The sequence below is a fragment of the Limnohabitans curvus genome (assembly GCF_003063475.1).
Lineage (GTDB): Bacteria > Pseudomonadota > Gammaproteobacteria > Burkholderiales > Burkholderiaceae_C > Limnohabitans > Limnohabitans curvus.
On sequence record NZ_NESP01000001.1, the window covers coordinates 448915 to 475522 of the forward strand.

Annotated in this window: 27 protein-coding genes; 14 read left to right on the forward strand and 13 right to left on the reverse strand. The window is 56.9% G+C overall.

All coding sequences use genetic code 11. The features are described from left to right. Window positions 1-41: 41 nt before the first annotated feature. From glnL to B9Z44_RS02105, 9 genes are all read right to left on the reverse strand, one after another. The gene (glnL, locus tag B9Z44_RS02065; RefSeq protein WP_108359995.1) at window positions 42-1115 is read right to left on the reverse strand and encodes a nitrogen regulation protein NR(II); all 1074 of its coding nucleotides are present in this window, start codon (window positions 1113-1115) and stop codon (window positions 42-44) included. Then, window positions 1112-1639 carry a hypothetical protein gene (locus tag B9Z44_RS02070; RefSeq protein WP_108401573.1) on the reverse strand — a complete coding sequence of 176 codons (528 nt, stop codon included), beginning with the start codon at window positions 1637-1639 and terminating at the stop codon, window positions 1112-1114. The genes glnL and B9Z44_RS02070 overlap by 4 nt, the downstream gene beginning before the upstream one ends. Window positions 1640-1710: 71 nt before the next feature. Next, window positions 1711-3126 carry a type I glutamate--ammonia ligase gene (gene glnA, locus B9Z44_RS02075; protein WP_108401574.1) on the reverse strand — a complete coding sequence of 472 codons (1416 nt, stop codon included), beginning with the start codon at window positions 3124-3126 and terminating at the stop codon, window positions 1711-1713. A 226-nt stretch (window positions 3127-3352) separates the two neighbouring features. After that, window positions 3353-4207, reverse strand: coding sequence for a competence/damage-inducible protein A (locus B9Z44_RS02080; protein WP_108359998.1), 855 nt, complete (start codon window positions 4205-4207; stop codon window positions 3353-3355). Then, window positions 4173-5042: an EI24 domain-containing protein gene (locus B9Z44_RS02085; protein ID WP_245912743.1), complete on the reverse strand. Its 870-nt coding sequence runs from the start codon at window positions 5040-5042 to the stop codon at window positions 4173-4175. The genes B9Z44_RS02080 and B9Z44_RS02085 overlap by 35 nt, the downstream gene beginning before the upstream one ends. Window positions 5043-5076: 34 nt before the next feature. Continuing rightward, window positions 5077-6090 (reverse strand): sterol desaturase family protein, encoded by a 1014-nt coding sequence (locus tag B9Z44_RS02090; RefSeq protein ID WP_108401575.1) that lies wholly within the window; start codon window positions 6088-6090, stop codon window positions 5077-5079. Further along, window positions 6078-6851, reverse strand: a complete 774-nt coding sequence (locus B9Z44_RS02095; protein WP_108402768.1) for a polysaccharide deacetylase family protein — start codon at window positions 6849-6851, stop codon at window positions 6078-6080. The genes B9Z44_RS02090 and B9Z44_RS02095 overlap by 13 nt, the downstream gene beginning before the upstream one ends. An 8-nt stretch (window positions 6852-6859) precedes the next feature. After that, window positions 6860-7843 (reverse strand): YVTN family beta-propeller repeat protein, encoded by a 984-nt coding sequence (locus tag B9Z44_RS02100; RefSeq protein WP_425437137.1) that lies wholly within the window; start codon window positions 7841-7843, stop codon window positions 6860-6862. Window positions 7844-7968: 125 nt separating this feature from the next. Beyond that, a complete protein-coding gene (locus tag B9Z44_RS02105; protein WP_108402769.1) occupies window positions 7969-8712 on the reverse strand; it encodes a pseudouridine synthase in 744 nt (247 codons plus the stop codon). A 25-nt stretch (window positions 8713-8737) separates the two neighbouring features. Here B9Z44_RS02105 and B9Z44_RS02110 point away from each other — a divergent pair, with 25 nt between their 5' ends. After that, the gene (locus B9Z44_RS02110) at window positions 8738-9604 is read left to right on the forward strand and encodes an alpha/beta fold hydrolase (RefSeq protein ID WP_108401576.1); all 867 of its coding nucleotides are present in this window, start codon (window positions 8738-8740) and stop codon (window positions 9602-9604) included. Here B9Z44_RS02110 and B9Z44_RS02115 read toward each other — a convergent pair. The 3 genes from B9Z44_RS02115 to garD are packed head-to-tail and all read right to left on the reverse strand — an operon-like array spanning window position 9601 to window position 12838. Continuing rightward, window positions 9601-10242 carry a glutathione S-transferase gene (locus B9Z44_RS02115; protein ID WP_245912744.1) on the reverse strand — a complete coding sequence of 214 codons (642 nt, stop codon included), beginning with the start codon at window positions 10240-10242 and terminating at the stop codon, window positions 9601-9603. The genes B9Z44_RS02110 and B9Z44_RS02115 overlap by 4 nt on opposite strands. A 46-nt stretch (window positions 10243-10288) precedes the next feature. Then, window positions 10289-11269, reverse strand: a complete 981-nt coding sequence (locus tag B9Z44_RS02120) for a Bug family tripartite tricarboxylate transporter substrate binding protein (RefSeq protein WP_108401578.1) — start codon at window positions 11267-11269, stop codon at window positions 10289-10291. Between the two features lie 24 nt (window positions 11270-11293). Beyond that, window positions 11294-12838: a galactarate dehydratase gene (gene garD, locus B9Z44_RS02125; RefSeq protein ID WP_211308673.1), complete on the reverse strand. Its 1545-nt coding sequence runs from the start codon at window positions 12836-12838 to the stop codon at window positions 11294-11296. Between the two features lie 98 nt (window positions 12839-12936). On the opposite strand from garD, the gene B9Z44_RS02130 reads away from it, so the two are divergent. The 13 genes from B9Z44_RS02130 (at window position 12937) to B9Z44_RS02190 (ending at window position 25853) form a co-directional block, all read left to right on the forward strand. Next, on the forward strand, window positions 12937-13986 hold the full coding sequence (locus B9Z44_RS02130; RefSeq protein WP_108401580.1) for a LacI family DNA-binding transcriptional regulator: 1050 nt from the start codon (window positions 12937-12939) through the stop codon (window positions 13984-13986). 112 nt (window positions 13987-14098) lie between these two features. Then, complete coding sequence (locus B9Z44_RS02135) at window positions 14099-14908, forward strand: NAD-dependent epimerase/dehydratase family protein (protein ID WP_108401581.1); 810 nt, start codon at window positions 14099-14101, stop codon at window positions 14906-14908. 26 nt (window positions 14909-14934) lie between these two features. Beyond that, complete coding sequence (locus B9Z44_RS02140) at window positions 14935-15915, forward strand: TRAP transporter substrate-binding protein (RefSeq protein ID WP_108360008.1); 981 nt, start codon at window positions 14935-14937, stop codon at window positions 15913-15915. Window positions 15916-15924: 9 nt separating this feature from the next. Next, window positions 15925-16413 (forward strand): TRAP transporter small permease, encoded by a 489-nt coding sequence (locus B9Z44_RS02145; RefSeq protein ID WP_108360009.1) that lies wholly within the window; start codon window positions 15925-15927, stop codon window positions 16411-16413. Next, window positions 16404-17687 (forward strand): TRAP transporter large permease, encoded by a 1284-nt coding sequence (locus B9Z44_RS02150; protein ID WP_108360010.1) that lies wholly within the window; start codon window positions 16404-16406, stop codon window positions 17685-17687. Before B9Z44_RS02145 ends, B9Z44_RS02150 begins: the two co-directional genes overlap by 10 nt. A gap of 4 nt (window positions 17688-17691) precedes the next feature. Next, window positions 17692-18684 (forward strand): SMP-30/gluconolactonase/LRE family protein, encoded by a 993-nt coding sequence (locus B9Z44_RS02155; RefSeq protein ID WP_108401582.1) that lies wholly within the window; start codon window positions 17692-17694, stop codon window positions 18682-18684. Between the two features lie 39 nt (window positions 18685-18723). Beyond that, on the forward strand, window positions 18724-19686 hold the full coding sequence (locus B9Z44_RS02160) for a Bug family tripartite tricarboxylate transporter substrate binding protein (RefSeq protein WP_108401583.1): 963 nt from the start codon (window positions 18724-18726) through the stop codon (window positions 19684-19686). Between the two features lie 25 nt (window positions 19687-19711). Then, a complete protein-coding gene (gene gudD, locus B9Z44_RS02165; protein WP_108401584.1) occupies window positions 19712-21043 on the forward strand; it encodes a glucarate dehydratase in 1332 nt (443 codons plus the stop codon). A 20-nt stretch (window positions 21044-21063) separates the two neighbouring features. Continuing rightward, window positions 21064-21852 carry an HpcH/HpaI aldolase family protein gene (locus tag B9Z44_RS02170; protein WP_108401585.1) on the forward strand — a complete coding sequence of 263 codons (789 nt, stop codon included), beginning with the start codon at window positions 21064-21066 and terminating at the stop codon, window positions 21850-21852. Between the two features lie 32 nt (window positions 21853-21884). Continuing rightward, on the forward strand, window positions 21885-22847 hold the full coding sequence (locus B9Z44_RS02175; protein WP_108402770.1) for a Bug family tripartite tricarboxylate transporter substrate binding protein: 963 nt from the start codon (window positions 21885-21887) through the stop codon (window positions 22845-22847). Between the two features lie 16 nt (window positions 22848-22863). Beyond that, window positions 22864-23802, forward strand: a complete 939-nt coding sequence (locus B9Z44_RS02180; protein ID WP_108401586.1) for a 2-hydroxyacid dehydrogenase — start codon at window positions 22864-22866, stop codon at window positions 23800-23802. 22 nt (window positions 23803-23824) lie between these two features. Further along, on the forward strand, window positions 23825-24703 hold the full coding sequence (locus B9Z44_RS02185) for a 2-hydroxy-3-oxopropionate reductase (protein WP_108401587.1): 879 nt from the start codon (window positions 23825-23827) through the stop codon (window positions 24701-24703). A gap of 58 nt (window positions 24704-24761) precedes the next feature. Continuing rightward, a complete protein-coding gene (locus B9Z44_RS02190; protein ID WP_370444604.1) occupies window positions 24762-25853 on the forward strand; it encodes an SMP-30/gluconolactonase/LRE family protein in 1092 nt (363 codons plus the stop codon). A gap of 58 nt (window positions 25854-25911) precedes the next feature. Here B9Z44_RS02190 and B9Z44_RS02195 read toward each other — a convergent pair whose 3' ends face one another. After that, a complete protein-coding gene (locus tag B9Z44_RS02195) occupies window positions 25912-26559 on the reverse strand; it encodes a trimeric intracellular cation channel family protein (protein WP_108401588.1) in 648 nt (215 codons plus the stop codon). Window positions 26560-26608: the final 49 nt, after the last annotated feature.

Consider the following 26608-nt stretch of genomic DNA (forward strand, 5'->3'; position numbering starts at 1 on the left):
CTCGGCACTTTCTGTTTCTAAGTTAGAGGCCACGCGAGGCTTCAGGGTAGCGGGATCAGAATTTTGAAATCTGTTCGCCCCGGCACACTGTCACACTCAATCAAGCCATGGTGCTGCTGCACAAATGTTTGTGCCAAATTCAGCCCAAGGCCCGAACCGCCATCTCGACCAGAAACCAAGGGGAAAAATAACCTGTCCTTGATTTCTTCCGGAATGCCGGGCCCGTTGTCTATCACATGCAATTCCAGTGCCAACCGATAGCGTTGTTTGCCAAAAGTGACTTGTCGGTTGATGCGGGTGCGCAAAACAATCTCTGCATCGCCCTCGGCCACCCGCTCAGCCAGCGCTTGGGCAGCGTTGTGCACGATGTTGAGCACCGCTTGAATGAGCTGCTCACGGTCACCACGAAACTCGGGGATGGACGTGTCGTAGTCGCGCACCATGCGCAGACCTTTGGGGAACTCAGCCAAGATCAGGCTTCGCACGCGCTCGCACACCTCGTGGATGTTGACGTCGCCCACCACATGCGGGCGGCGATGCGGTGCCAGCAGACGGTCCACCAACACTTGCAAGCGGTCTGCTTCGTGGATGATGACTTGGGTGTATTCAATGAGGTCTTTGCTTTCAACCTCCATTTGCAGCAACTGCGCTGCGCCACGGATGCCACCCAAAGGGTTTTTGATCTCGTGAGCCAAATTGCGAATCAGCTCTTTGTTGGCTTGGGCTTGGTCAATCAAGCGTTCCTCGCGGTCTTGGCGGGTTTGCTGCTCTAGGGGCAACAACTCCACCAGCACTTCTCCCGCCACATCCGTGGGGGCCACGATCACGTGGACTGGCATGGGGTCTTGCAGCGGGCGGCGCAAATGAGCGTCATAACGCATGGTGGCAAAGGCGTTGGTCTGCGCACCTTGCAAGGCGTTTTGAAACGACTGCGTTTCACTGAAATAACCTGCCAACGCAGACCCTTCGATGGTTCGCCGCGATACGCCCATCACATCTTCGAGTGCGGCATTGGCAAACACCACTACGCCATCGGTGCGCACAACAGCGACCAAAGTCGCCAACAAATCAAAGGCTTGTGCGTAATTGGGTTGAAATTTAGAAACAGACGTCATGGCTTGCCCCCCGTTTGTGACGCCATGGGCTGGCGTGAGAGTTCGCGCTGCAAGCCCGCCACATCGGCTTCCACACGTTGCAAGGCAACACGCAGTTGTGTCAAGCGATCTTGGTATTTTTGGGGTTGGCGAAACTCATCGGCGCGCCGCTCGGGCTCGCCGTTGTTCCACTCGCGCAGCAACTCAGCATGTTGCTTCTGCGCTTTTTGTAATTCAGCTTGCAGCACCGCTTGGGCCTGTGTGTCCCGTTGGCGCTGGTCAGCGGCATCCACTTTGACGGCTGTTGAAGCATTGCTCACGCTAGGCGACGCCGCTTGCGAGCCTTGCACACGCGTGCCCTCGATCACGGTCACGCTGCCGCCAGCCAAAGGTTTGCAATTGAGTGCTGGATCTGGCTGGTTGGTGTACGCATTGCCACAACGGTAAATGCGTTGCGGCTCAGACGTCGCCTCGGCTGGCCACGCAACCAAGCAGATGCTGAACAAAGCAAGATCACGAATGAGGAGGGACAAAAGTGGGCGCATGAAAAAGTGTTGGTTGAAACAAAAAAGGACGGCTTGCGCCGTCCTCTTATTGCACTTGCCGTTGCAACGAATTACAGCGAGTAGTACATGTCGTATTCGACAGGAGACACTTCCACGCGGCTGCGGGTCACTTCTTGCATCTTCAATTCGATGTAAGCGTCAATCCACGAGTCGGTGAACACGCCGCCTTTGGTCAAGAAGGCGCGGTCTGCATCGAGGGCTTCCAAAGCTTGGTCCAAGCTAGAGCACACGGTTGGCACCAACTTGTCTTCCTCTGGAGGGAGGTGGTACAAGTCTTTGGTCGCTGCTTCGCCTGGGTGAATCTTGTTCTCGATGCCGTCCAAGCCAGCCATCAACAAGGCTGCGAAGCCGAGGTAAGGGTTGCACAATGGATCTGGGAAGCGCGCTTCCACGCGGCGGCCCTTGTCGCTGGCGACGTTGGGGATGCGGATCGAAGCAGAGCGGTTCTTGGCCGAGTAAGCCAATTTCACGGGGGCTTCGAAGTGAGGCACCAAACGCTTGTAGCTGTTGGTACCTGGGTTGGTGATGGCGTTCAAAGCACGGGCGTGCTTGATGATGCCGCCGATGTAGTACAGCGCCAAGTCAGACAAACCAGCGTAGCCAGTGCCTGCGAACAAGTTCTTGCCGTCTTTCCAGATGGACTGGTGAACGTGCATGCCCGAACCGTTGTCGCCAGCGTAAGGCTTAGGCATGAACGTGGCAGTTTTGCCGTAAGCGTTGGCCACGTTGTGGATCACGTACTTTTGCAGCAATGTCCAGTCAGCGCGCTCGACCAAAGTAGAGAACTTGGTGCCGATTTCGCATTGACCAGCGCCCGCCACTTCGTGGTGGTGCACTTCGACGGGGATGCCCACGGACTCGAGCAACAACGACATTTCGCTGCGCATGTCGTGTGTGCTGTCGACGGGAGGCACTGGGAAGTAGCCGCCTTTGACGCGGTTGCGGTGACCACGGTTACCGCCTTCGATTTTCTCGCCGCTGTTCCAAGGGGCTTCGTATTCGTTGATGGCGTAGAACGTGTTGTTGGGCTCAGTGCTCCAACGCACTTCGTCGAACAAGAAGAATTCTGGCTCTGGACCGAAGTAAGCGGTATCGCCCACGCCAGATTGCTTGAGGAAAGACTCAGCGCGCTTGGCGATCGAACGTGGGTCACGCTCGTAAGCTTTGCCGTCTGTAGGTTCGATCACGTCGCAGATCAAAACCAAAGTGATTTCTTCAAAGAAGGGGTCGATGATGGCGCTGCTTGGATCAGGCATCAACAACATGTCAGAGGCTTCAATGCCTTTCCAACCAGCAATAGAAGAACCGTCAAACGCTTGACCTTCTTCGAACTTGCTTTCGTCAAACTGCGACACGGGCGCAGTGATGTGCTGCCACTTGCCACGGGTATCGGTGAAACGGAAGTCAACGAATTTAACTTCGTTCTCTTTCACCATTTTCATTACGTCTGCGACGGTCTTGGCCATCAAGTTCTCCTGCTAGGGTAGGTTGGGTTAAAAAGTGTTTCGAGGTTGAGGATGCAGTTTCTGTGCCAACATATGCGTCACAGCGACCGCCACCGGCTTCACCGTCAAGGCGCCTATTTTGCACCGAGATTGAATCAAATTGGCCGCAAAAGCGCATTCCAAGCGCTAAACCCCGAAAAACAGAACGCTCTATTTTGGTGCAATTTTGCACCAAAATGGTTCAACGTTACTCGCGCACCAATTCGGGGCCGAATTTCAAACCAAAGGTTTGGAGACCTGACAACATGGCTGGGTACGCCAGTGCCACATGGTCTGGCGAGCCTTTCACGCCCAACTCGATGTGTCGGCCATGCTCGGGGTGGTCCACGCTCGGCAAGCTGAACACTTTGACGCCCGGATGGTCCCGCTCCAAGGTCTCCATGAGGGGGGTCAGCGTGGCCTCCATGGAACCGTAGATGACGATGGATTTTTCAATCCAAGCCGCCTTCTGAAACAAATGCGGGTAATAGGTGTCGAGCACCCATTCCATCATGGGCCAAGCCATGACCGGAAAGCCCGGCACAAAGTGCACCACGCCACCGCCTGCACCTTGGCAGGTAAAGCCTGGGATTTTGTTGTACGGATTGGGAATGATGCGTGCGCCCACGGGGAACACGCCCATGTTGAGGCGATGCACGTTGTCATGGCGATCAGGCTCATACGGCACGCCCTGCTCTTTGGCGGTGTCTTGCATGCGTTCACGAATCAGGGCTTCAGCTTCGGGGTGCAGCACGATGTCAAGGCCCAGGGCTTTGCCTGCGCATTGGCGTGTGTGGTCGTCAGGCGTTGCACCAATACCGCCGCAGGAAAACACAATGCTGTTGCTTTCAAACGCGCGAGCCAAGGTCCGGGTGATGCGCTCAGGCGAATCGCCCACGTAATCCGCCCAGTCGAGCGACAGGCCACGGGCATTTAGCAACTCAATGGCTTTGGGCATGTGCTTGTCGGCACGCTTGCCCGAAAGAATTTCGTCGCCAACGATGATGAGGCCGAACTCAGGTCGGGCTTTAGGCGCTGGGGAGTTGTGGTGTGTGTGAGTCATCCGCCGATGCTACCGTGGGTAGCGGCACCGAGGCCCCCATCACCACAGTGTCCGACTCCGCCCGCAGGGCTTCTAACGCACCCAAGCTGTAATGTGCAAACCACAGCGAGGTAAAGGCAAACACCAAGGCATAAATCCAAATGGCCAAGGGAATCAGAACCAAGAATGCAGCAGCAAACAAAGCACCAGAAGCCCACACCAAGCTGGGCAGCGCGCCCATGTAGCCGGTCAACACACCGATCAACAGCAGCCAAACCCGGTGTTTGCGACCAAGCGCCAAACGCTCGTCACGGCTGGCATGCGACATCAGTGCGTCGTACACCATGATGCGATAGCTGAGCCAGCCCCAAATGAGCGGCGGCACGATGAACATCAAAGGCGGCACCACCCACAAAGGCAAGGAAATCAGCATGGCCAACAACGCAATGACAGTAGACCCCAAGGTCCAAGCCAAGCTGGTGAGGTTGGTGCCGCCATGCTTGAGCGCCAGGTGTTCAAAGCGACGGTGGACCACCAAATTCACCAACGCGGGCGTCATCATCAAAGACACCGCCAACAAAGACACCACCACCAAAGCAGGCGTGATGGCAAAAATCACCACCAACGGCACCATCACCGCTTGCAATTCACCCGCACCGTTGTCCTGCAGCCAATCCATCATGCTTTGCAGCACTTGCCAAGAGGCCAGCATCTCGCGCACCCACTCTTGTGTGGGCGCCCAATAGAAATACCCCCAACTCACCGACAACACCAAGAGCATGGCGAGAGGCAGCAAAGAGAGGGTGATCACGCGCGGCATCAGGCAGTAAGCCAGTGCGCGCCAAAAAGAATCCAAAAACAAACGCATGCCAAAAGCATACCGCAGCTATTTAACGTGCAGATGAAAAACCCAAAGCCTGCATGAGGCGTTTGATACCCAATCGCTGTTGCGACCAGAAACCTTCGCCGTAATCCACGCCCTGCTCCACTTGGTCGCGAATGCCCGTGGGCTCGAAGCGCATATCGAAGTTGGCGGTGCCAAACATCACATCCCACCAAGGCAGAAGGACGCCAAAGTTGTGCCCGCCTAATGCGGCCCCTACGCGGGTCGCTTCACCTGCGGCACTCACCACTGGCTTCAGCTTGGACTCATGCCCTAAACCAATCGCGTGGTGTAGACGATGAAACCTTGGGCTGACCCACAAGCGCTCACCCCACTTACCAAAAGTCACACGCAAATTGGCATGCTGAAGGTTTTCAAACAGCTGCGTGATGGCCACCACCGCCACAAACTGCGTGGGCGCAATGCCAATGAGCTGCGCGATGCACACCCAGATGACGGCGCCGATCAAGTCATCTAACAAGTGGTTGCGGTTGTCAGTCCACTGCGTCATCTGGCGCTGCGAGTGGTGCACCGCGTGCAAGGCCCACCACCAGTGCCATTGGTGTTGGGCGCGGTGCAACCAGTAATTGACAAAGTCAAACACCACCAAATAAATCACAAAGCTGGTGAACGGGCCATCGGTCACGCCCGGCCAAAGGTCTTCCAAATGAAAAGTGCCCACGCCTTGCACGCGCAACGCGCCCATGAGCGTGTCCAGCACAGGCTCGATCGACAAAAACAAAACGATGCGGAACAAACCCAAACGGTGAATGAGGGTGTAAATCACATCGGTGTAAACGGCGCGCTTGTTCGTCACCGCCTCCACGGGACGCCAGCGTTGCAAGGGGCCAATGACCAGCAACATGACGGCAATTTGAAGCAAGCCCACCAGCAACCAGCCTGTGCCGTCGAACACATCTTCCAAGCGGTTACCCAGGCCTACCGCGAACGCGATGGGCTGCATCACGTCTTCATACAAAGCAGCTTGGGTGTTGGCAAAGAGGTCGATTAACGCGTCCATGTTTTGAATTGTGGATGGTCTTTGAGCGTCGCGAAACAAAACCCTTTGGCTTTGAGGCCTTCAATCAAGGGCTCTAGCACCGCAGGGGCCCACGGGTCTTGGCGCGACCAAATGCCCAGGTGCGCCATCAAGATGTCACCCGAACGGATGTTGCTCAACGCTCGGTGTTGCAGCAGCGCATTGGGGTATTTGTCACTGGGCAACTCATCGCCCAAAAAGCCGGCATCGGCCCATCCGACGTGGGCAAAGCCGCATTGCTTGGCCGCGGTCAATAGCGAGGGGGATGTTTTACCGCCAGGTGCGCGAAACAAAGGCAGGGGCTTGACGCCCGTGATTTGCTCAAGGCGCGTGTTGGCGAGTTGCAACTGGTCGCAATAGCGTTGGCTGGTCCACACCTCGGTTTGGCCCTTGCTAGCGCCAGCTGTGGGGCGCATCTGCCAGCTGCCACGCGGCAAGTCAGAACGCCAATACACATGGTCAAACGTGTGCGAAGCAAAGGCGTGGCCTTCGGCGCCACGGGCCTTCCACCAAGGTGCCCAATGGTCGCCCAGCGAACCATCGCCCTCTTTGGTGGGCTCGTTGGCTGCGAAAAAGGTAACTTTGACGTTTTGACGGTTCAGCACCTCCGCAATCAGCGGGGCCACGCCCATGTGGCCGGTATCAAACGTGAGGTAAAGCGGCTTGCTGCAAGGCGCAGCCGCGTGGGCCACGTGTACAGCGATGCTCAGTGAGGCGAGGAAACCAAAACTTAAGCAACGCATGTGCATCATCAATACCGCTTGGCGTGGTCTAGGGTCCAAATGCCGTGGGGCGATTTGCCCACTTTGACTTGACGCACCAGTTGGCCTGTGGCGATATCAATCACGCTGACCTTTTTAATCCAACGCGAAGAGACCAACAGCAATTTGCCATCGGCTGTCACTTCCATGCAGTCTGGGCCACCTGGGGCTTTGAACTGCGCCACGGATTCGAGCTTGGTGTAGTCAATCTTGTTGACCGTGTTGGCCACGCGGTTGCCCACAAACACATGGCGGCCATCACCCAGCGCACGGAAGGCATGTGCGCCTTCACCGGTGGGAATGTTTTTCACCAGCTTGGCTTGTGGGCCGGTGACGTCATACACCTCCACATGGTCACCCCCCGTGAGGCCGACCAACAGGTGTTTGTCATCGGGCGTTCCAAACACGTCCGCAGGCATTTCGCCTGTTTTGACTCGCCACTTCAAGGTTTGCGTGGCCAGATCGACCGCCACCAACTCGTTGCTGTCTTGCATGGTGGCGTAAGCGGTGGTGCTTTTGGTGTCAATCCAAATGTGGCTAGGCGTTTTGCTGGAAGGGATGCGCTTGGCCAGCGTCAGCTCTTTGCCATCCCAGCGGTAAATGTCGATGTGGTTCAAACGGTTGGCCACCGTGACAAACCATTTCATGTCGGGCGAGAAACGGAGTTGGTACGGGTCTAAGGTGCCACGCACCACGCGTTGCACGTCAGCGGTGCGTGGGTCGATGAAGGTGAGTGAGTCGCCACCCGCGTTCGCCACGATGACCGATTTTTCATCGGGGGTCAGGTAGATGTGGTGCGGCTCTTTGCCGGTGGCAATGCGACGGGTTTCTTTCCACGTCGCAGAGTCAATCACGCTCACATTCGCATCTTGCGAGTTCAGCACAAAAATGGGGTTGCCAGCCTGCGCGACAGGGGCTGCTGCCAACAGCAGCGCACTGGCCAAAGCCAGCGTCAAACGTTGAATCAAAAACACAAAAAACACCTTGAAAAATCTGCGTCCAGTGTAACGAGCAGGACCTTGCCCACACATGCCAAGGGCGTCAATTCAAACGAAATCCGTTTGACCCAACGCAAACAAGCCACGAACGCGGGGAAAAATTAAGCGTTTGTAGCTAGCAGCTTCAGCTCGTCTTCGCTGATCCAACGCCACTGGCCCGGCGCCAAATCTGCAGGCAATGGCATGGCGCCAATTTGAGAACGGTGCAGCCCCACCACCTTGTTGCCCACCGCCGCCAACATGCGTTTGACTTGGTGGTACTTGCCCTCGGTCAGGGTCAGGCGCAAGTGGTGCTCGGCCACCGCCACACACGCCGCGGCTTTGACGGGCTTGGGTGAATCGTCCAGCACCACGCCGTCGAGCAGGCGTTGCACTTGTTTGTCGTCCAGCGGGTCGTCCGTGGTCACCTCGTACACCTTGGGCACATGGTGACGAGGCGAACTCATGCGGTGAATCAGCGGGCCATCGTCGGTCAGCACCAACATGCCCGTGGTGTCTTGGTCCAAGCGCCCCACCGCTTGCACGCCTTGGACCGCGCTTTTTTGTGGGCGTTGGCGCAGCGCGGGAGGCAGCAAGGTGTACAGACTGGGCCACGCCGAAGGCTTGTGCGAACACTCGTAGCCCGCAGGCTTGTGCAGCAGCACGTAGGCTTTGGCGTGATACGGCCACAGCACGCCTTGCACGGAATACGGTAGGCCTTCGTGCTCGTCGATGTCTTCCAGTGCATCGTCACAGGTGACCAAGCCCTCGCCCAAATCGACCTGCACATAACCTTGTTGAATGAGACCTGCGCAAATACGGCGCGTGCCAAAACCTTGGGAATACAAAATATCTTGCAATTGCATGGGGCAATCGTAAACTGAACTCACCATGAAACCCAGCTCACACTATTTGCAATGCCACGGCTTCAACATCCACTACACCGCGTGGGGCGACACCTCGCTGCCCGTGGTCATTGCCTGGCACGGCTTGGCACGCACAGGCCGCGATTTTGATGCGCTGGCCGAGCAGCTGAGCGCTGACTACCGCGTGATTTGCCCCGACACCATTGGCCGAGGCCTGAGCCAGTGGGGCCACGCCCCCAAAAACGACTACAGCTTTGCCACCTACGCCCGCATCACGCTGGACTTGATGGATGCGCTGCACATCACCCAAGCCCACTGGATTGGCACCTCGATGGGCGGCGCTTTGGGTTTGGTGTGCGCTGCGGCGTTAGAAGTGCCCGCCTTCAAAGGCCGCATTCGCAGCTTGGTGCTGAACGACATCGCCCCTGAAATTTCAGCCGTGGCGGTAGACCGCATCAAAGCCTACGCAGGTCAACCGCCTGCATTTGATACGGTGCCCGAGTTGGAAGCCTTCTTCCGCCAAGCCTATGCACCATTTGGCTTTCAAACCGATGCGCAGTGGACTCACCTCGCCGAAACCTCGACCCGCCGCCTGCCCGATGGCCGCGTGACGCCGCACTACGACCCCAACATCACCCAACAGTTTTTCCGCGAAGTGCCTGAGTACCCCATGTGGAACGAATACGACGCGCTGAACATCCCCGTGATGGTGATGCGCGGGGCCAACTCAGATTTAATTTCGCCAGACACCATCCAAACCATGCACACGCGCGGCCCGGGCGCCAAAGGCTTGTTGCGTTCGGAGGAGATTGCGGGCTGCGGCCATGCGCCTGCGTTGAACGTGCCTGCACAGTGGCAGTTGGTGATGGATTTTTTGAAAGCTGCTGGCTAAGCAGGCAAGCGTTCAAGCTGCGACGACGCCCACAGCGGGTGCTTGTGCATCACGGCAGCAAACGCCTCTGAGTTTTCAAATGCCACCAGCCACTGCGCCAACTGAGACCAAGGCTGTGCATCAAACCACGCACGGTCTGTGCGTGCAAACTGGCGCACAAAAGGGGCCACGCACGCATCTAGCAAGCCCCATCGGTCGCCAGACAAAAACGCATGCGTTTGCAAATGCACTTGCCACCGCATCAAGACCTCGGCACCTTGTGCGCGGTGCTGCAAGCCATCAATCAAGCCAAAACGTTGCGGATATTTGTAGCGGTCTAAATGGGCTTTGAAGTCACCATCGTTCAAAGCAATGCCCGCGTTGGTGAATGTCCATTCGTCAGGCGAGTTGGGCAACCAAGCCTCGGCATCGTTTTGCAGCAACGCCCAGCGCATGATGTCTAAGCTCTGCTCTAACACCTCGCCCGCTGGCAAACACAACACAGGCACCGTGCCTTTGGGCGAGGCCACCAACATGTCGGCGGGCTTGGCTTTCAACGCCACTTCGCGGTGTTCATAGGCGACACCACTCACACGCAAAGCCAAGCGTGCGCGCATGGCGTAGGGGCAGCGGCGGAAGGAATAGAGAACGGGAATCACGCCAAGATTGTTGCAGCTTGGCGTCAGCACGGACACCGGGGTGGCTTTAGTCGAGACGAATGCCCTCTTCCATCACCACTTTTTGCCAACGCGAGCGCTCTTGTTTGAAGAACGCATCTTGTTCGTCGGGACGCATGGTCACCACTTCCGCGCCTTGGCCCGTGAGGCGGCTGCGAATTTCGGGGCTGCGAATGACCTTCACCAACTCGGCATGGAGTTTCTCCACGATCGGTTTGGGTGTGGCGGCATTCACCAACACACCTTGCCAGGTTCCCGACTCAAAGCCTGTCAAACCTTGCTCCGCCAAGGTGGGGATATGGCCCACCAAGGGCATGCGCGAACCTTTGGAAATGCCCAACACTTTGAGCTTGCCACTTTGCACATGCGGCAAGGTGGCCAACATACCGTTCATCACCACTTGGGTTTGCCCCGCCATGGTGTCGGTCACAGCTTGCACGCCACCTTTGTAAGGGATGTACACCCATGACGCACCACTGGCACGTTGCACGGCCACGCCCGCCAAATGTGGCGCACTGCCCATGGCCGTCACCGCAAAGTTGATGGGCGTTTTCTTGGACAAGGCCACCAACTCTTGCAAATTATTCGCAGGCACAGACGGATGCACCACCAGCATGTGCGGTGAGTACGCCAACATGCTGACGCCGCGCAAGTCGGTGGAAGGATCAAACGCGAGCTTGGTGTACACCGAGGGGCTGATGGCCAAAGCACCCGTGTCGCAGAGCAACAGCGTCAAGCCATCGGGCTTGGACTTGGCCACAGCGTCTGCGCCTAGGTTGCCATTGGCGCCAGGACGGTTTTCAACCACCACCGTTTGCTTCAGCGCATCCGACAGAGGCTGGCTGATGGCCCGCGCAATGATGTCGGACGAGCCACCGGGCGGGTACGGCACGATGATTTTGATGGGCCCGCTCGGCCAGCTTTGCGCACTGACGCCCAAGCACCAACTGCCAAGCAGCAAGCCCAGAGCGCCCAGCCAATGCCGACGATTTGATGTGGTGTGTGTCATGTTTTGTCTCCTTCGTTTTTGTCTTCAGGTCACAGGCGCGGGGTTGAACAACACCAAGGCGTTGTGCAACTTCCAATGTTCAGCCCAGGTTTTTTTGCGGCCACTGGCCACATCGAGCATGAGCTGAAACAGCTCAGTGCCCACCTCTTCAATCGTCTTGGTGCCATCGGCAATGGTGCCGGCGTTCACATCCATCAGGTCATGCCAACGGCGGGCCAGGTCTGTGCGTGTGGCCACTTTGATGACAGGCACTTCAGCCAAACCATAAGGTGTGCCGCGCCCCGTGGTGAACACATGCAAGTTCATGCCTGCGGCCAATTGCAGCGTGCCGCAAATGAAATCACTGGCAGGCGTGGCCGCATAAATCAGGCCTTTTTGTTTGAGCTTTTCACCCGGCGACAACACGCCCGAAATCGGCGCAGAGCCCGACTTGACGATCGAGCCCATGGCTTTTTCCACGATGTTGGACAAGCCACCTTTTTTGTTACCCGGCGTGGTGTTGGCACTGCGGTCTGCGCGGCCACGTGCCAGGTAAGCGTCGTACCAAGCCATTTCGCGAATCATGGCCTCAGCCACTTCAGGTGTGGTCGCGCGTGAGGTGAGTTGGTCAATGCCGTCGCGCACTTCGGTCACCTCGGAGAACATCACGCTCGCGCCCGCACGCACCAACAAATCGGTGCAGTAGCCCACGGCAGGGTTGGCCGTCACGCCCGAAAACGCGTCGCTGCCCCCGCACTGCACGCCCACCACCAGTTCGCTGGCAGGCACGGTTTCGCGGCGGCGCAAGTTCAGGCGTTCGAGATGGCGCGTGGCGGTTTGCATGATGTCGTCGATCATGGACATGAAGCCCACATGTGCATCGTCTTGCAGACACACCACATCGAGTGCTTCGCCACGTTGGTCATTGATAGGGATGGCACCGGGTGGCATCAAGCGCTCGGGCTGCAGCTTTTCGCAGCCCAAACTCACCACCATCACCTCACCGCCAAAGTTGGGGTTGAGGCTGATGTTGCGCAGGGTGCGAATGGGAATTTCTGCGCCATCGGCATCAATGGCCACACCACAGCCATAGGTGTGTTCAAGGCCCACCACGTCATCCACATGGGGAAACTTGGGCAACAACTCGGCCTTGATGCGCGCCACGGCAAACTCAACCACGCCCGACACACATTGCACGGTGGTGGTGATGGCCAAGATGTTGCGCGTACCCACCGAGCCATCGGCATTGCGGTAGCCCTCGAAGGTGTAGCCTTCCAGCGGCGGCAAAGGTTCAGGCTTCACAGTAGCCATAGGCAAGTTGTCCAACTCGCGAGCGGAAGGCATTTGGAGCAAACGCTCATGCACCCAGCTGCCCGCAGGAATGTCTTTCAAGGCATAGCCAATCGCAATGCCATAGCGCAGCACCGCACCGTTCGCAGGAATATCGACCAACGCCACCTTGTGCCCTTGGGGCACAGCGTCACGCAAGCACAGGCCATCTGGCAACAGGGTGCCTGCGGGCAAACCACCGTGGTTGGCCACAATCGCCACGTTGTCTCGAGGCTGCATGCGGATGGTGAGTGGGGTCATCAAGGTCTCCTATCATTCGGCTCAGGTTCAAAGCCTTTACAAACGCAATGATAGCGGTACCATAATCGAACGTGCAAGTAGACACGCCAAAGAATTTCATGACCGACAAAGAACAGCCCAAACGCTCACGCCGCAGCAGCGGTGCCATCACCCTGCGCGATGTGGCCATGCTCGCGGGCGTGGCCCCCATCACGGCGTCACGGGCCATCAACACGCCCAACCAAGTCTCGCCCGATGTGTTGCGCAAGGTGCAAGAGGCCGTGCAACGCACCGGCTACGTGCCCAACCGCATGGCAGGTGGCTTGGCCTCTTCGCGCAGCCGCCTGATTGCAGCCGTGGTGCCCAGCACGGTGGTGTCGGTGTTCATGGAAACCATCGAGTCTTTGAACGGCACCTTGTTTGATGCGGGCTACCAACTGATGCTGGGCCAATCGGGCTACTCCGCCGAGCGCGAAGAGCTGCTGCTCGAAGCCATCATTGGTCGCCGACCCGACGGCATTTTCATCACCGGCATCTTGCCGCCAGGCAAGGCGCGCACGCGCTTGCTGGCCTCGGGCATTCCGGTGGTCGAAACCTGGGACTTGACCCCCACACCGATTGACATGCTGATTGGCTTCTCTCACTCGGACATTGGCCGTGAAGTGGCCCAATTTCTGATCCGAAAAGGCTACACAAAATTTGCCATCGTGCGCGCCGAAGATGAGCGCGCCGACCGCCGCACCGTCGCCTTTCAAGAGACCGTGGCGCAACTGGGTTTGCCCCCTGTGTTTGTCGCCAATGTGGGCGCCTCGCGCTCACTCAAAAGTGGCCGCGAAGCCATGGCTCGCATATTGGCTGAAGCCCCAGATTCGCAAGCCGTTTTTTGCAGCTCCGACCTGCTGGCTTTGGGGGTGATGACCGAAGCTCGCGCTCGTGGTTTGACCGTGCCAGACGACATCGCCGTGATGGGATTTGGCGATGTGCCGTTTGTGGCCGACATGGTGCCTGCGCTCACCACCGTGCGCATCAATGGCGGGCAAATTGGCACGCTCGCAGCACGCTTTTTGATGGACCGTGCCGAGGGCCGCACGGTGGATCCGCGCATTGTGGATGTGGGCTTTTCCATCATCGAGCGCGACAGCACAGCCCTAGCGAAAACCCTGACGTAAAAGCATTGACGGCCCGTTTTACCGTGGCTAACATCCGTTCACTCAATTTGGTAGCGCTACCAAATTGAACCCAAAAGCAAATCTCATATAACCCAAACTTCACGTCACCTCTATGGCCTCCTCCTCACACATGTACTCACGCCTGCTGTTGACAGGGGCCGCCGGTGGCCTCGGACGCGTCTTGCGCCCACGTCTGAAAGCACGTTGCGATGTGCTGCGTGTCAGCGATTTGGGCGATTTGGGCACTGCCCATGCTGGCGAAGAAATCATGCCCGTCCCTTTGCAAGACCGCCCTGCTGTGTTCAAGCTGCTCGAAGGCGTGGATGCGGTGGTGCATTTGGGCGGGATCTCGACCGAACAACCGTTTGACGACATCGTGCAAGCCAACATCATTGGCGCCTACAACCTGTACGAAGCCGCCCGCACCCACGGCACGCGCCGCATCGTGTTTGCCAGCTCCAACCACGTCACTGGTTTTTACCGTCAAGACGAAGTGGTCGATGCCACCATGCCCGTGCGCCCCGATGGGTACTACGGCCTGAGCAAAGCCTTTGGTGAAAACCTCGCCCGCTTTTACTTCGACCGCTATGGCATTGAAACCGTGTGCCTGCGCATTGGCTCTTCATTCGCAGAGCCCAAAGACCGCCGCATGCTCGCCACTTGGATGAGCTTCGACGACTTGGAGCGCTTGGTCATCTCTAGCCTGAACTCACCCGTCGTCGGCTACAGCGTGATTTACGGCATGTCCGACAACCACCACGTGTGGTGGGACAACACCCCCGCCAAACACATTGGCTACCGCCCGCTCGACAGCTCTGAGCCATTCCGCGCTGCCGTAGAAGCCAAGCAACTCACCCTCGATTTGAATGACCCCGCCGTGATTTACCAAGGCGGTGGTTTTGTCAAAGCCGGTCCTTTTTAAATTTCTAACCACAACAGGAGACACCCATGAACGCACGTTCGAATTTGCTCAAGACCTTGGTAGCCACGGCGGCCGCCTCGCTGTTTGCTTTTGGTGCACACGCCACCGAATTCCGCTCATCTGACATTCACCCAGACGACTACCCCACCGTGCAAGCCGTGCGCCATATGGGCGAGATACTGAACAAATCCAGCAATGGCAAACACAGCATCAAGGTGTTCTCGAAGTCTGCTCTCGGCAACGAAAAAGACACGATTGAACAAACCAAGCTCGGCGCCATCGCCATGGCACGCGTGAACGTGGCGCCCATGAACAACATTTGTGCCGCCACCATGGTGCCCACCATGCCCTTCTTGTTCCGCTCGACCGACCACATGCGTAAAGTGCTGGACGGTGCGATTGGTGAAGAAATCTTGAAAGACTGCGAAGCCCAAGGCTTTATCGGCTTGGCGTTTTACGACTCTGGCGCACGCTCGATTTACACCGTGAAAAAGCCCATCAAAACTTTGGCCGATGCCAAAGGCTTGAAGGTGCGCGTGCAACAAAGCGATTTGTGGGTGTCCCTGCTCGAAGCCATGGGCGCCAACGCCACACCGATGCCTTATGGCGAGGTGTACACCGCGCTGAAAACCGGCTTGGTCGATGCCGCGGAAAACAACTATCCCTCGTATGAGAGCTCACGTCACTTTGAAGTCGCCAAGTACTACAACAAGACCGAGCACTCGATGGCGCCAGAAATCTTGCTCTTCTCTAAGAAGGTGTGGGACACGCTGTCTGCTGACGAGCAAAAACAAATTCGTGCCGCCGCCAAAGAGTCTGTAACTTACATGCGCAAGCTGTGGGACGAGCGTGAAGCCAAATCATTGGCCATCGTCAAAGCTGGCGGCGCTGAAATTGTGGACGTGGACAAAGCCCCCTTCCAAGCCGCGATGAAGCCTGTGTATGACAAGTTCTTGAAAGACCCCAAGCTGCAAGACATGGTCAAACGCATCAACGCTGTTAAATAAAAGCCCTCCATGTACACACGCTTTTGTGCCGCCCTTGCGCGGCTTTGTTTGAAGGTCGGCGTCGGCGGTCTCGTGCTGCTGATTGCCGCGGTGCTCTACCAAGTCATTGGCCGCTATGTGCTCAACGACACGCCCACTTGGGCCGAGAGTGGTGCCGTGTTGCTCGTGCTCTACGTGACCATGCTGGGCATGGCCGTGGGTGTGCGCGATGCGGGCCACATTGGCTTGGAATCTTTGTTGGTGCTCGTGCCCGATGCCGTGCGCCTGAAGATGGAGCTGCTCATCCACGTCCTCGTTTTAGGCTTTGGCGTGGTGATGGCCTACAACTGTGCCGTGCTGGCACAAAGCGTGTGGGATTACAAAATCCCAACCCTCGGCTTGTCCGAGGCTTTCAAATACGTCCCGCCTGCCATGGCCGGCGTGTTGATTGCCTTGTTTTCTATTGAACACATCATTGCTTTGATTCGCGGTGAAGAGGTGGAGCCATCATGGCATTGACCATTTTGTGCGTGAGCTTCACGCTGCTGTTGCTGCTGGGCGTGCCCGTGGCGTTCTCGATTGGTTTGTCGTCTTTGGCAACCTTGTTGTTTGAAGGTCTACCGTTAGCGGTGGGTTTTCAACAAATGATTTCGGGCATGAACCCGTTCTCGTTCCTCGCGATTCCCTTCTTCATCTTTGCCGGTGAAATCATGATGTACGGCGGCATCGCCGACAAGATTGTGGATTTCGCCAAATCGCTGGCAGGTCATGTACGCGGTGGTTTGGGCATGAGCAACGTGCTCGCCTGCACCTTGTTTGGTGGCGTGTCAGGCTCACCTGTCGCTGACGTATCAGCCATGGGCGCAGTACTGATTCCGCAAATGAAAAAAGAGGGCTACGACGCCGACTACGCGGTCAACGTGACCACGCATGCGTCCTTGGTGGGCGCCTTGATGCCCACCAGCCACAACCTCATCATCTTCACGCTGGCTGCCAGCGGTAAGGTGAGCATTGCAGCCTTGATTTTGGCGGGCATCGTGCCAGCCATTGTGTTAACCATTTGTAACTTAGTGGCGGCTTATGCCGTGGCCGTGAAGCGCGGCTACCCTGCTGGCACCTTCCCAGGTTGGGCCGTGGTGGGACATTCGTTTGCGCAGTCGTTGCCAGGCCTGTTGGTGGTGGTCATCATCATCGTGGGCATTTTGTCGGGCGCGTTCACGGCGACTGAGTCAGCCTCTGTGGCGGTGATTTGGGCGTTGTTCTTGGCCACGATGGTGTACAAAAAGCTCACCCGTGAACAGTTTTTGAAAGCCGCAGCCAAAGCGGTCAAAAGTACCGGCGCGGTACTGCTGCTGATTGGTATCAGCTCCATGTTTGGCTACTTGATTGGCTTGTACGGCGTAGCCGAATTGACAGGACAAATGCTGTCGAGCATCAGTGCCACGCCTTGGGTCATCTTCTTGTGCGTGAACGTCATCTTGTTTGTGCTGGGCACCTTCCTCGACATGGCGGCCACGATTTTGATTTGCACGCCCATCTTCTTGCCCATCTGTCAACAAATGGGCATGAGCACCGAGCAATTCGGCATCGTCATGCTCATCAACTGCGCTTTGGGCTTGAACACCCCCCCCGTGGGTACGACCCAATTTGTGGGTTGCACGATTGGTGAAGTGTCGGTGGGCACGGTGATGAAAACCATTTGGCCGTTCTACGGCGGTCTGATTGCTGCGTTGATGTTGGTCACCTATGTGCCTGCGTTCTCCATGTGGTTGCCCAATTTGATTTTGAAATAACACCATGACTGACAGACCTGCCACGGCTTTGGGACCTGCCATTGCCTTTCAAGTCAACGCACGCTATCCAGACCCACGCGTTGAAGTGTTGGATGAGCGCTTTTTAAAACTCCGCTTGTTCAGTGCCAGCGTCGAGCAACTGGCCACGGGCATGCGTTGGGCTGAAGGCCCCGTGTGGTTTGGCGATGGTCGCTGTCTGTTGGTATCCGACATTCCCAACAACCGCATCTTGCGGTGGGACGATGCCTCGGGCCACGTGAGCGAGTTTCGCAAGCCCTCGCACAACGCCAATGGTTTGGCACGTGATGCGCAAGGACGCTTGCTCACCTGCGAACACCAAACACGCCGCATCACACGCACCGAATACAACGGGGCCATTACCGTGCTGGCCGATGCGTTCGACGGCAAACCTTTGAACTCGCCCAACGACATCGTGTGCCAACGCAATGGTGCGGTGTGGTTCACAGACCCGCCCTTTGGCATTTCAGGTGACTGGGAAGGCGACGCAGCGATAGCCGAGTTGCCGCATGCGCTGTACCGCATCCACCCCAGCGATGGTCAATTGCAACAGGTGTTGACGGATGTGCAAGGCCCCAATGGCTTGGCCTTCTCACCCGACGAGTCGGTGTTGTATTTGGTGGAAAGCCGTGCCAAGCCACATCGCAAAGTGTGGGCGTATGACGTGAATGCACAAGGCAGTTTGTCCAACAAGCGTTTGGCCATTGATGCCCAGGGTCCAGGTGCGCTGGATGGCATCGCGGTCGACATCGACGGCAACATTTGGTGCGGCTGGGGCAGCGACGGCTCGGCACACGCAAAACCCGAAGAACTGGATGGCGTGCGCGTCTTCGCACCCGACGGCACAGCCATTGGCCACATCCATCTTCCCGAGCGCTGCGCCAACCTGTGCTTTGGCGGCGACAAGCACAACCGACTGTTCATGGCCAGCAGCCATTCGCTGTATGCCATTTACACCAACACACGCGGTGCAGCCTAAGCACCAAACGTGACACAAATACCAATGAGGAGACACAGAATGAAAAAACGCCATCTGCTCTTAGCCATGCTGACCAGTGCCTTGTTCATGGGCGCGGCACACGCTTGGCCTGACAAACCCGTCACCTTGGTGGTGCCCTTTCCACCCGGTGGCGCCACCGATTTGATTGCGCGCACCTTGGCACCCAAGCTGCAAGAAAAACTGGGCGGCAGTTTCATCACCGACAACAAAGCCGGTGCCACCGGCACGATTGGCGCAGGCTTTGTGGCACGCGCCCCTGCTGATGGCCACACGCTGTTGGTGTCGTCCCTTGGTCCTTATGTGATTGCACCGCATCTGTTAGCCAAAGTGCCCTATGACGCGTTGAAAGACTTCGACTACATCAGCATTGCCGTGCAAGCGCCCAATGTGTTGGTGGTGCCCGCCAACTCGCCGCACAAATCCATGGCCGATGTGATTGCCTTTCTCAAAGCCAATCCCAACAAAATGACGTTCGCCTCGTCTGGCAACGGCAGCAGCGACCACCTCACCGCTGAGTTGTTTTGGCTGCAAACCGGCACCACAGGCATCCACGTGCCCTACAAAGGCGGTGGCCCTGTGATGACCGATTTGCTAGGGAGCCAAGTGGACTCGTCGTTCATGAACATCAACACCGCCATGCCGCAAATCTTGGCAGGCAAGTTGCGCCCACTCTCCATCACCAGCGCCAAGCGTTCGCCCCTGTTACCCAATGTGCCATCGCTTGAAGAGCTGGGCATCAAAGAAGCCAATGTGTATTCATGGCAAGCCATTGCAGCCCCCAAAGGTTTGCCTGCGGACATCAAGGCCAAACTGCACGCCGCCATCGTGGCTGGCTTGAACGACCCGCAAATCAAAACCAAGTTACTGGATTTAGGCTTCGAAATCGTGGCGAATACGCCTGAGCAATTCACCGCGTACCAAGCGGCTGAATTCGCACGCTGGAAAAAGCTCATCGAAACCCGCAACATCAAAGCCGACTAAGTCGGTCACTCTTAGACCTCACGCCATGCCTCACACCTCTCCCGTCATCACACAGTTGCGTGTCATCCCCGTTGCGGGACATGACAGCATGTTGATGAACCTCTCAGGCGCACACGGTGCCTTCTTCACACGCAACCTGCTCATCCTCACCGACAACGCCGGACGTACGGGCATTGGCGAAGTGCCAGGCGGCGAAAAAATTCGCGCCACATTGGAAGACGCCACCGAGTTGGTGGTAGGCCAAAGCATTGGCAATGTGCAAGCGGTGCTGAACACCCTACGCACTCGCTTCGCAGACCGCGATGCAGGCGGGCGTGGCCTGCAAACGTTCGATTTGCGCACCACCATCCATGCCGTGACGGCTGTTGAATCTGCCATGCTCGATTTGCTTGGCCAACACCTGAACGTGCCTGTGGCCGCGCTCTTGGGCGAAGGTCAACAACGCAGCTCGGTGGAGATGTTGGGCTATTTGTTTTTCATCGGCGACCGCACCCAAACCGACCTGCCGTATCGCACCGAACACGAGGCTGACAACGCGTGGTTCCGCTTGCGCAACGAAAAGGCCATGACCCCCGAATCGGTGGTCCGTTTGGCCGAAGCCGCACGAGAAAAATATGGCTTCAACGACTTCAAACTCAAAGGCGGCGTGCTCGCGGGCGAGGCTGAGATTGAAGCCGTCACCGCCTTGCACCAACGCTTCCCACAAGCACGCGTCACGCTCGACCCCAACGGCGGCTGGCTGCTGAAAGACGCCGTGCGTTTGATGCGCGACATGCGCGGCGTGGTGGCTTATGCCGAAGACCCCTGCGGTGCAGAAGAAGGCTTCAGTGGCCGCGAAGTGATGGCCGAGTTCCGCCGCGAAACTGGCTTGCCCACCGCCACCAACATGGTGGCCACCGACTGGCGACAAATGGTGCACTCGCTCTCGCTGCAAAGCGTGGACATTCCCTTGGCTGACCCGCATTTCTGGACCATGGCAGGCTCAGTGCGCGTGGCCCAAACCTGCCGGGATTGGGGTCTGACTTGGGGCTCTCACTCCAACAACCATTTCGACGTGTCGCTCGCCATGTTCACCCACGTGGCAGCAGCAGCGCCCGGCAAAGTCACCGCCATCGACACCCACTGGATTTGGCAAGACGGCCAAGGCCTGACCAAAGAGCCTTTGCAAATCATCAACGGCCATGTGGAAGTGCCCAAAAAGCCTGGCTTAGGCGTTGAGCTGGACATGGCAGAAGTTGAAAAAGCCCATCAGCTCTATTTGCAACACGGATTGGGCGCGCGCGACGACGCCATGGCCATGCAATACCTCATCCCCGGCTGGACGTTTGACCACAAGCGCCCATGCATGGTTCGATAAAAACTTCACCCCTGACATTTATGCGCCCCAACAAAATCCGAGAAATTTGGCAAGCAGGCGGAGCCGTCGTCAATGGCTGGCTCGCCATCCCCAACAGCTTTTCCGCTGAAACCATGGCCCACCAAGGCTGGGATTCCCTGACCATCGATTTGCAACACGGCGTGGTCGACTACCCAGCCATGGTCACCATGTTGCAAGCCATCTCCACCACCGCCACCGTGCCTGTGGTGCGCGTGCCTTGGTTGGAGCCCGGCATCTTGATGAAGACCTTAGACGCAGGCGCCTACGGTGTGATTTGCCCCATGGTCAACACCAAAGAAGACGCTCAAAAATTGGTGGCCTACACCCACTACGCGCCCCAAGGCACCCGCAGCTTTGGCCCTGTGCGCGCCTTGCTCTACGGTGGTGCTGACTACCCCAAGCACGCCAACGACACCATCGTCACCTTCGCCATGATTGAAACCGCAGCCGCGCTCGACAACTTGGACGACATTTTGTCGGTGGAAGGGTTGGATGCGATTTACATCGGCCCCTCCGACCTGTCCTTGGCCTTGGGCTGCAACCCCACCTTTGACGACCTCGACCCCAAAGCCGCCGAAGCGGTGGACCACATCTTGGCGCGAGCCAAAGCGCACGGCGTGGTGGCGGGCATTCACAACGGCACGCCAGAGTCTGCGCTCAAGCGCATCGCCAAAGGTTTTCAATTCGTCACCGTCAGTTCGGATGCACGCTTGATGGCTGCAGGTGCGCAACAAGTCATTTCAAAAATGCGCACCACACAACCACCCCAAGCAAGCGGCGGCTACTGAGGCTTAGGCCACATCACAAAGATCAAATCATGATGTCCTATTCACGTTCCTTGGTTGCGCTGGCTTTGACGGTGTTGTGTGCGGCGCCAGCTTTTGCTTGGCCCGACAAACCCGTCACCATCGTGGTTCCCTTCCCACCTGGCGGTGGCACCGACACAGGTGCCCGCATCGTGGGACAAAAGTTAAGTCTGAAATGGGGCCAGTCTGTCGTCATCGACAACAAAGGTGGTGCGGCAGGACAAGTGGGCGCAGATTTTGTTGCCAAAGCAAAACCGGATGGCTACACCCTTCTCATGGGGAACTTGGGCACACAAGCCATTAACCCGGCGCTGTACAAAAAACTGCCTTACGACCCAGACAAAGCATTTGCGCCGATTTCATTGGTGGCTGAATTGCCGTTGGCGATGATGGTCAACCCTTCGGTCCCGGCGAAATCAGCCAAAGAATTTATTGCACTCGCAAAAAATCAACCCGGCAAATTGAACTACAGCAGTTCTGGCGCAGGTGGCGGCCCGCACTTGGCCGCAGAAATGTTCAAAGATGCCACTGGCACTTTCATTGTTCACGTGCCCTACCGAGGTGGCGGACCGGCCATCACCGACTTGTTGGCTGGCAACGTTCAACTCTCTTTCATGACTGTTTTAGAAGCCAGTGGCCACATCAAAGCGGGCAAACTCCGCGCCCTAGCCGTCACCAGCGAGCAGCGTGTGAGCGCCTTACCGGATGTGCCGAGCTTGGCCGAAGGCAGCATTCCGGGTTTCAACTCGATCAGCTGGATTGGCTTGGTTGCACCTGCGGGAACCCCCGCAGCCATTCTGGAAAAAATTTCTGTAGATGTTCGAGAAATCATTGAGACGCCCGAGGTGAAGAATCGCTTGATTGATCTAGGCGGCATCCCCAAAGCCACGACACCAGCTGACTTCAGCAAACTCATCGACAACGATCGCAAGCGCTACAGCGCCGTGATCAAAGAACGTGGCATCACCGCCGACTGATCTTCAGGCACAACACATGAAAACCAAACTTCTCAACGTAGGTCGACTCCCTGGTCCCCTGGAATCCAGACTGGCGCAGTCCTACGAACTTTTGACCTGGCCTGCCAACCCAGAGGCAGCGCAAGCACTCTTGGCAGACCACGCGGCCAGCATCACAGGCCTCGTCAGCTCAGCGGCCAGTGGCGTGTCCAATGACTTGATTGATCGCCTGCCACACGTGCGTGTGATTTCTAATTTTGGCGTCGGCTTAGACAAAATTGATGTGGCGTATGCCAAGGCGCGTGGCATCGCGGTGGGATACACCCCCGATGTGCTCAACGACTGCGTGGCCGACACCGCCTTTGGTTTGATGCTGGACATTGGCAGAGGCCTGAGTGCGGCCGATCGTTTTGTTCGCGATCAAAAATGGACCCACACCACATTTCCCTTAGGCTTCAAAGTCAGCGGTGCCAAGCTGGGCATTGTGGGGATGGGCCGCATTGGCCGAACCATTGCCAAACGTGCCACCGGGTTTGACATGGAAATTCGTTACCACGCCCGCAACCCTGTGACCGATGTCACTTGGGCGCATGTACCGTCACTCCTTGAATTGGCCAAGTGGTCCGACTTTTTGATCGTCATCACAGCAGGTGGTGCAGAAACAAAACATTTGATCAACGCCGACGTGCTGTCGGCACTGGGTCCACAAGGATTTCTCATCAACGTTGCGCGAGGCTCGGTGGTCGACGAAATCGCGCTGATGGAGGCGCTCGAGAAAAAAACAATTGCAGGTGCCGGCCTCGACGTTTTTGCCAATGAACCCCATGTGCCGGAAAGATTGATGCATCTTGAAAACATTGTGATGCTTCCTCACATCGCCAGCGCAACACAACAAACACGACAAGCCATGGCGGATCGCGTGTTTGACAACTTGACCAGTTTCTTCAAAGCCGGTTGCTTAATTTCTGCAGCTTAAAACAACTCATAGAAAGAGAAAAATGAAAATTGGATTTATTGGCCTAGGCATCATGGGCACACCGATGGCGCAGCACCTGCTCACCGCTGGGCACGAAATGTTTGTACGCACCCGCAGCAAAGTGCCCGAGGCACTCAGTGCCGCACAAGTGTGCGCCACCAACGCCGACGTGGCACGCCATGCAGACATCATCTTTTTGATGCTGCCCGACACACCCGATGTGGACGCTGTGCTGTTTGGCAAAGACGGTGTGGCCGAAGGTTTGAGCCAAGGCAAGATCGTGGTGGACATGAGCTCCATCTCGCCCATGGACACCAAAACCTTTGCGCAAAAAATCAATGCCCTCGGCTGCGAATACCTCGATGCACCCGTGTCAGGTGGCGAAGTGGGTGCGAAGGCCGCCAGCCTCACCATCATGGTGGGCGGCTCAGAAACCACGTTCAACACCGTCAAGCCTTTGTTTGAATTGATGGGCAAAAACATCACGCTGGTGGGTGGCAATGGCGACGGGCAAACCACCAAAGTGGCCAACCAAATCATCGTGGCCTTGAACATTGCCGCCGTTGGCGAAGCCTTGCTGTTTGCCAGCAAAGCCGGTGCTGACCCCGCCAAGGTGCGTGCCGCGTTGATGGGTGGCTTTGCATCCAGCCGCATTTTGGAAGTGCATGGCGAACGCATGATCAAACGCACGTTTGACCCTGGCTTTCGCATTGCCTTGCATCAAAAGGATTTGGCCTTGGCCCTCAACGGTGCCAAAGCCATTGGCGTGTCACTGCCACAAACCGCATCGGCCGCACAGCTCATGCAAGCGTGTGCCTCGAATGGTTGGGGCCAACTGGACCACTCGGCCTTGGTGAAGTCGCTGGAGTTGATGGCCGCACACGAAGTGGCCAGCAAGTAATACCGTACGGCCGGTTGCCGCAAACAGAGAACAACAAGGAGACAAGTCCATGCAACAGATGAAGAACATTGAACGTCGTCAATTTCTCAAGACGGCTGCGGGAAGCAGCCTAGCTGTGATGAGCGCTGCGGCAGGTGCGCAATCGTTTGGCTTCACGCCAAACCAACGCTACCCAGATCCGGCCATTCAAATCCTAGACCCGAGCTTTGCGAAATATCGCATCTACAGCAGCTCTGTTGAACAAGTTGCGACGGGATTTCGCTGGGCTGAAGGTCCGGCGTATTACGCCAAAGGCGGCTATCTGTTGTTTAGCGACATTCCTAATAACCGAATCATGAAGTTTGATGAGGCAACAGGAAAGACCACCGTTTTTCGTGAAAAAGCGAACTACGCCAATGGAAACACATTTGATCGACAAGGTCGTTTGCTGACATGCGAGCACTCAATCACACGTCGCGTCACACGCACTGAGCTGAATGGAAAAATTACCGTTTTGGCTGACAGCTTTGAAGGCAAACGCTTGAACGCGCCCAACGACATTGTGGTGAAGTCGGATGACACCATCTGGTTCACGGATCCACTCTTTGGTATCAACGGCGAATGGGAGGGCTCCCGTGCGAAGTCCGAGCAAGCAAGTACCAATGTGTATCGCATTGGTACTGACGGCAAGTTGACGGCAATGATCACCGACATCGTCAACCCGAACGGGTTAGCGTTCTCTCCCGACGAGAAAAAACTCTATGTGGTCGAATGGAAAGGAACGCCCAACCGTAGCATTTGGAGCTTTGATATCAACGCTGATGGCAGCGTATCCAACAAAACAAAAGTAATTGACGCAGCTGATCAAGGGGCATTGGATGGCTTCAGAATCGATCGCGATGGCAACCTGTGGTGCGGCTGGGGTAGCAATGGCGCATTACAAGCTGAGCCTACGGACAACGGTGTGCGCAAAGTTTACGAATTGAAAGCCAAATCGCAAGATTTAGATGGTGTGATGATTTTCAACCCACAAGGCAAAGCCATTGGGTTCATCAAGCTGCCAGAGCGATGCGCCAATTTGACCTTTGGTGGCCCCAAGCGCAACCGCTTGTATATGACAAGCAGCCACTCGGTTTATGCCTTGTATGTAGAAGCACATGGCGCGGTGTAATCGTCCTTAACTTAAAAAACCCGCCAAGTGCGGGTTTTTTTGTGGAGAACGCGCTCGCTCAGTCTTCAATCTTCCAAGTTGGCAAACGCCATTCAAACTGCAAGGCAGCTAAGCGCAACAGCGTGACGGTAGCCGCGCCAATGGCGACCACGGCATTGGGGTAAAAGCCCAAGTAATGCAAGACCACCACCACCCAACCACCGGCAAACGCACACACAGCGTAGGGGTGATGGTCGTGAAAGGCCGTCGGGATTTCGTTGCACACGATGTCGCGCAACACGCCGCCAAAAGTGGCAGTGATGACCCCCATCAGCACAGCGATGAGCGCAGGCATTTGCAGACCCAACGCGATTTGCGTACCGCTGGCCGCAAACAGGCCCAGCCCCAAAGCATCGGGCCATTGCATGGATTTCTCGGTAGGTTTGAAATGCTTGGCGCGCATCAACACCATGGCCGCAATGCACAAACCCAGCACAGACCACAAATACCAAGACTGCTCAATCCAAAACAAAGGGCGACGGTCCAGCAGCACATCGCGCAGCGTGCCGCCGCCAAAAGCCGCCACACTGGCCACAGCACACACGCCCACGGCATCTAGCTTTTTGCGGGCAGCTTCCATCACCCCAGACAGGGCGAAGGCCACCGTGCCTGCAATTTCAATGCTTGTTTGCACCCCTGAGAGGGTTTGCGTCGTCAAGACGTCCATCGCCTAAGTCCCTATTTAGCCAACCAAAACGGTAAGTGTCGCACCTTCA